Origin of the sequence: Streptomyces sp. NPDC059900 (assembly GCF_050270335.1) — a bacterium.
GTDB lineage: Bacteria > Actinomycetota > Actinomycetes > Streptomycetales > Streptomycetaceae > Streptomyces.
Genome location: NZ_JBNNJZ010000531.1, coordinates 1 through 5,581 on the forward strand (window position 1 = coordinate 1; position 5,581 = coordinate 5,581).

Annotated in this window: 5 protein-coding genes; 3 read left to right on the plus strand and 2 right to left on the minus strand. The window is 70.5% G+C overall.

Features of this window, described 5'->3' with window-relative positions:
* Nucleotides 1-164 precede the first annotated feature (164 nt).
* Nucleotides 165-1,175, plus strand: a complete 1,011-nt coding sequence (locus ACQKIP_RS38195) for an ArsR/SmtB family transcription factor (protein WP_365856706.1) — start codon at nt 165-167, stop codon at nt 1,173-1,175.
* Nucleotides 1,176-1,313: 138 nt separating this feature from the next.
* Nucleotides 1,314-2,789, plus strand: a complete 1,476-nt coding sequence (locus ACQKIP_RS38200) for an FG-GAP-like repeat-containing protein (protein ID WP_365856708.1) — start codon at nt 1,314-1,316, stop codon at nt 2,787-2,789.
* Between the two features lie 270 nt (nt 2,790-3,059).
* On the opposite strand, the gene ACQKIP_RS38205 is transcribed toward ACQKIP_RS38200, so the two are convergent.
* Complete coding sequence (locus ACQKIP_RS38205) at nt 3,060-3,359, minus strand: DUF350 domain-containing protein (protein ID WP_365856710.1); 300 nt, start codon at nt 3,357-3,359, stop codon at nt 3,060-3,062.
* A gap of 160 nt (nt 3,360-3,519) precedes the next feature.
* Nucleotides 3,520-4,782 carry an ROK family transcriptional regulator gene (locus tag ACQKIP_RS38210; RefSeq protein ID WP_365856712.1) on the minus strand — a complete coding sequence of 421 codons (1,263 nt, stop codon included), beginning with the start codon at nt 4,780-4,782 and terminating at the stop codon, nt 3,520-3,522.
* Between the two features lie 196 nt (nt 4,783-4,978).
* Here ACQKIP_RS38210 and ACQKIP_RS38215 point away from each other — a divergent pair.
* Nucleotides 4,979-5,581, plus strand: a 603-nt coding sequence (locus ACQKIP_RS38215) for an ABC transporter substrate-binding protein (protein ID WP_427745195.1), incomplete at its 3' end; no start/stop codon positions are given.

A 5,581-nucleotide genomic window follows, 5' to 3' on the forward strand; every position in this document is an offset into this window, starting at 1 on the left:
CCCCCCTGGCGCGACCGTCCGACCTCCCGATCGGGCCCACCGATCGAGCGCCGTAGCGGACTGTGCTCGTGCTCGCTCACGTGCAAGGTTGGCCGAGCGGGTGATCGAGGATCGACGTGATTTGGCCTAGCCCGAATAACGACATCTTGATCAGGCTCTGCGCCATGTCCCTTCGTATCCATTTCACGGCCGGAGACCTGGCCCGCACCCGGCTGGCTGACGGACCCCGTCCGATGCTGGAGCTGGATATCGCGCTGCGACTGCTGCAAGAAGGGAGCCATCCGACCCGTTTCGGGGCCTGGCGCAGGGAATCGCTGCGCCGTCTGCCGGCAAGGAGCAGGCGTCTGCTCGATCTGATCCCGCCGACGGGCTGGACGGTGGACTTCCTCGATCACACGGCGGCCGGCAGCATCGACGAGGCGCTGGAGCGGGTGCGGGCCACGTCCGCCAACCGAATCCGCAAGGACATGGAGACCTGGGCCGGACGCGGCCAACAGCGGCCCGTGCCCGCCTGGACCCGATCACTCGGCAGTGACAGGCAACTCCTCATGGACCTGGCCGACACGGCCGCGCACGCCCACAGGCACCTCATCGCCCCTTACCAGCAGCACATCGATGCGCTGAGCGGAGCGGATCAGGCGCTGCGCACCCGGCAGGCCGCCCATGGCGGGCTCCAAGCCCTGCTGTCCGGACTCAACCCCCGCTACATCCGCTGGAAGCCGCCCGTTCTGGAACTCACCATGGCATCCGGCAGCGCAGGCGACATCCATCTCGCGGGCCGCGGCCTGCTCCTGATTCCCTCCGTCTTCGGCGCGGTCTACCCCGCGCTTGACGAAACAGCCGAACCCCAGCCGTGGCTGACGTATCCCGTCGGACTGCGCGACACGGACCTCTTCCTGCCGCCCACCGACACTGCACGGGCTCTGAGTACCATCCCCGATTCCCTGACCGCTCTCCTCGGCCACACCCGGGCAGTGGTGCTGTGGACCATCGCCCACCACCCCGGCTGCACCACCACCGAACTCGCCCGCCACGCCGGCATCTCCCCGGCCAGCGCCAGCCAGCACGCGACCGTTCTCCGCACCGCCGGCCTCTCCCACACCACCCGGCATCACAACACCGCCCTCCACACCGTCACCCCCGCAGGCACCGGCCTCCTCAACACCGCGGCCTGAGAGAGCCCGGGCCACGGCTCGCCCGCGCCCGTTCAAGTGCCGTTCACTGCACAACCATCGGCCGTTTCCGCGTGTCTCGCAGATGAATCACATCCGCGCGCACGTGTCTCGACACCGCTCGCGCACTGAGGAGGAACCGTGGGCATCCGCAGACCCGCCATATCTACCGCCGTGGCCGCCGCCCTGATCGGGTCGCTCGGCGTGCCGTTCGTCGCAGGCACCGCATCCGCGAAGGACGGCGCCACCACCGTGCGCGAGGACTTCGACGGCGACGGCTACCAGGACGTCGCCGTCGCCGCCCCCGGCGCGAAGGTCGGCGGCCATGTCTGGGCCGGCTACATCACGATCAGGTACGGCTCCGCGCAGGGCCTGGACCCCGCACGCACCAAGGTCATCAACCAGGACACCCCCGGCGTGCCCGGTGTCTCCGGCGACAACCAGGTCTTCGGTTACGCGATGATCGCCCGCGACCTGGACGGCGACGGCCTGACCGACCTTGGCCTGGCCACCCGCGAATACCGGCCGGAGGACAACATCGGCGGATCGGTGATCGTCCTGTGGGGCCGCAAGTCCGGCATCACCGGCGAGGGCGCCGTCCGCGTCGGGGCACCGGCGAACGCCCAGGTCGGCGAGGACATCACCGCGGGCGACTTCGACGACGACGGGCACACGGACCTGTTCATGCGCAACGGCGAGGACTACGACTACCACGACGTGCTCTACGGCCCCTTCGACCGGGACGGCGCCCCCGCCCGCGATCAGCAGGTGAAGGTCTACAGCACCGACAACTCCATCAACTCAACTGCCGCGGGCGACTTCAACGGCGACGGCATCGAGGACCTCGCGACCTTCTACGTCTACGAGAACCACGCCGAGGGTGGCAAGCTGTGGCTCGGCACCAAGTCCGGCCTGTCCACCGTCCCGCAGCGCCTGGACTCCGCCGCCGGCACCGCCGTCGCCGACTTCGACCAGGACGGCTACGCCGACCTCGCCACCCGGATCTTCCCGAACGGCGACACCGAGGGCACCGAGGAGGACCCCGGCACCGTCAAGATCTACTACGGTTCGGCGTCCGGCCCCAGCCAGACCCGCACGCAGACGATCACGCAGAACACGGCGGGCGTGCCCGGAGCGAGCGAGAAGGGCGACCAGTTCGGCGGCCGGCTGACCACCGGCGACACCAACGGCGACGGCTACCCCGACCTGGCCGTCGGCGTCCCCGGCGAGGCCATCGGCACGAAGGCGAAGGCAGGCGCCGTGGTGGTGCTCAAGAGCACCAAGAACGGGCTCACCGGCACGGGCGCGCAGGCCTTCCACCAGGACACGGCGGACGTACCGGGTGTCGCGGAGTCCGGCGACCGGTTCGGCGGGTCGGTGCGACTGCTCGACGTGACGGGTGACGGCAAGGCCGACCTGACCGCGGGCGCGCCGGGCGAGAACCTGGGCAGCGTCGTGAACGGCGGCGCGGTGTGGCTGCTGCGCGGCTCCGCCTCCGGCGTGACGGCCTCGAAGTCGGCCGCGCAGAACCCGACGGACATCGGCGCACCGGCGGAGAAGGCGCTGTTCGGCCTGAACCTGAGCGGCGACAACGGCCCCGGCGTGGTGATCCCGTAAATCCGGCCGCCGGCCGCTTGACGGTCGGGAAGTAGGAGGAGGGGTGTTGGCCGCAGGGCACCGGATCGTGGTTCTGCGGCCAACACCCGTGTGACCCGCCGACGAGGCCGACGTGCTGCGTGATGAGGGCGAGCAGTACGCGCACAAGCTGCGCGGGGTCGAGGCGGATGTCACGTCCGTGTTGGACGTTCTCCGCTGCGAGGACATGCCTTGAGGATGGGCAGAGCCGGGGGAGCGGTCGTCGCCAGGGTTGTTCACCGGCCGGTGGGGTCAGGTGTGTTCCGCGCCGGTCGTCTTCTCGGCGGTCGTGGATCCAGAGCGGCGACGGCTCAGCAATGCGCTGCCCGCGATGACCAGGCCGATGGCGATGATCTTGGCGGCTTGGTAGTAGCCGATCGCCATGTCTTGCGGGGTGCCGGGCAGTCGGAGGAAAACCCATGCTGCCGCGAGGCCGCCGAATGTGATCAGGCCGACGGCGCCCCACGTTCCGAGGTCTCCCCACCAGGGCCCCGGGCCGTACTCCGGCTCGGCGGTCGGCTCGTCGGTCGGCTCGGCGTGCTGGTCGGTCACGGTTGGTTCTCCCGTACATGTGGTGATGATCATGAGGGGAGACGCGGGATCGGAGCCAGTGGTTCGCCCGGCACCGGGGGTAATTGGCCAAGCCTGGGCCCGGTCGGCAATCCCGAGGTCTTGGCCAGGGGCTTCGAGAGTCGCCCGGGGACAGCGGCTGCTAGGCGAACGCCCCCGGGTCCTGGTAGACGCTGTCCAGCGCCAGATAGGCGCCGCCGCGCGCCGCGGCGCTGAAGCCCAGGGTCGACAGCACGATCTCGCAGTTGCCCGCCTCGGGAGCCATGACCCGGGCCGACAGCTCGGCGCGCACCCGGTCGACGAGATGGTCGCCGAAGTGGGCGAAGTAGCCGCCGAGCACGATGGCCCGGGGGTTGAGGACGTCCACCAGCAGGGCCAGGCCCACCGCGAGGCCGTCGGCGATCTGCGCCAACGCCGCCAGGGTGCGGGCGTCCCCGGAGTCGGCGCGGCGGCGCAGCTCCGTCAGGCGTTGCTCCAGGTCCACGGTGGGGTCGTGGACCGCGTCCTCGGGCGGCGCGGCGAGCCGCAGCAGGGCGGCAAGGCCGACCATGGTCTCCCAGCACCCGCGGCGGCCGCAGGAGCAGGGCTGCCCGGTCGGGTCCAGGGGCATGTGGCCGATCTCGCCGGCGAACCCGGCCGAGCCGCGCAGCAGCCGGCCGTCGGAGATGATGCCGCCGCCGACGCCCGTCTCGCCGGTCACGCAGAGCAGGTCGTGGATGTCCGCCGCGGCGGCGACCCGGTACTCGGCGATGGCGCCGAGCTTGGCGTCGTTCTCGAGGCGGATCGGCAGGGCCTTGGGGGAGAGGCGGGTGCGCAGGCCGTCGGTGACGGCGACGTCCCGCCAGCCGATGTTGGGGGCGTAGGAGACCACGCCGGTGTCCATCCCGATGACGCCGGGGGCCGCGATGGTCACCGCCACCGGGTGCACTCCCCGTGCCCGCAGGGCATCGTGCGCCTCGCTGATCGCCTCGGCCATGCGGTCGAGGACGGCGTCGGGTTCGCTGCCCCGGGCGTCGTAGGGGATATGCCGTTCGACGACGAGTTCGCCGCGCAGGTCGAAGGCGATCAGGCTCAGGTAGTCGACGTTGATCTCCACGCCGATACCGCAGATGGTGCGGCCGTCGAGCCGCACGGTGCTGCTGGGCCGGCCGACCGAGCCAAGGCGCTCGGCCTGGCCCTCGCTCACCAGGCCGCGTTCGACCAGTTCGCCGACCAGGTTGGTGATGGTCGCCTTGGGCAGGCCGGTCTCGTTCGCGATCTGGGTACGGGGCCGGGGACCGGCATCGCGCAGCAGCCGCAGCACCAGGCCGAGGTTGGTGCGGCGCAGCGACGCGCGGTCGCTCGCCCGCAGCGGTCCCTCGCTGCCCGGGCCGCGTACCCCTGCTCCGCGTAGATCTGCCTTCACCAGGCCTGCTCCTGTTCTGTAGGGCGTTCGGTTCCCTCGCCGCCCGTCGACCGCCGCCGCCCGTCAAGTTAGCCGGTCGCCGCGTTCTGCGGGGCGGGTGCCCCGCTCCCTTTCCGAAAGTCACCGGCCTCAACCCGTTGACGAGGAACTATTTATTTCAGATCCTAGCCGAACTAATTACGGCGAAGGAGATGACATGAAGGTGCGGCGGATCCGGGCGGGGGCGCTGGTAGTGGCCGGTGCCGTGGTCCTGGTGGCCGGGTGCTCGTCCGGCAGCGGCGGCTCGAGTGCCGCCGGGCAGAAGGTCACCCTCGACTTCTGGGGCTGGACGCCGGGGTACGAGGAGGCCGTCGCCCGGTTCAACAAGACCCATCCCGACATCCAGGTCAACTTCCAGAAGACGGCGTCGGGCACCAAGGGCGGCTACACGAAGATGCTCACCGCGGCCAAGGCCGGCAACGCGCCGTGTCTGGCGATGGTGGGCTACGAGACGATGCCGAGCTTCGCCGCCGCGGGAGCACTGCAGGACGTCTCCGAGTACGCCGGGGCGCACAAGAAGAAGTTCGCGCAGTGGACCTGGAACCAGGTGACCATCGCCGGGCAGACCTTCGGGGCGCCGCTGGACACCGCGCCCATGGGGCTGTTCTACCGCAAGGACCTGTTCAAGAAGCACGGGATCGACAAGCCGCCGGCCACCTGGCAGGAGTACCGGGCCGCCGCCGAGAAGGTGCACCGCGCTGACCCGGACGTGTATCTGGGCACCTTCGGCAACGACCCCTACACCTACGCGGGCCTGGCT

Bases quoted from the DNA above. Each gene is read 5' to 3' on its own strand.
- ACQKIP_RS38195 (WP_365856706.1), top strand. From the start codon at position 165: ATGTCCCTTCGTATCCATTTCACGGCCGGAGACCTGGCCCGCACCCGG.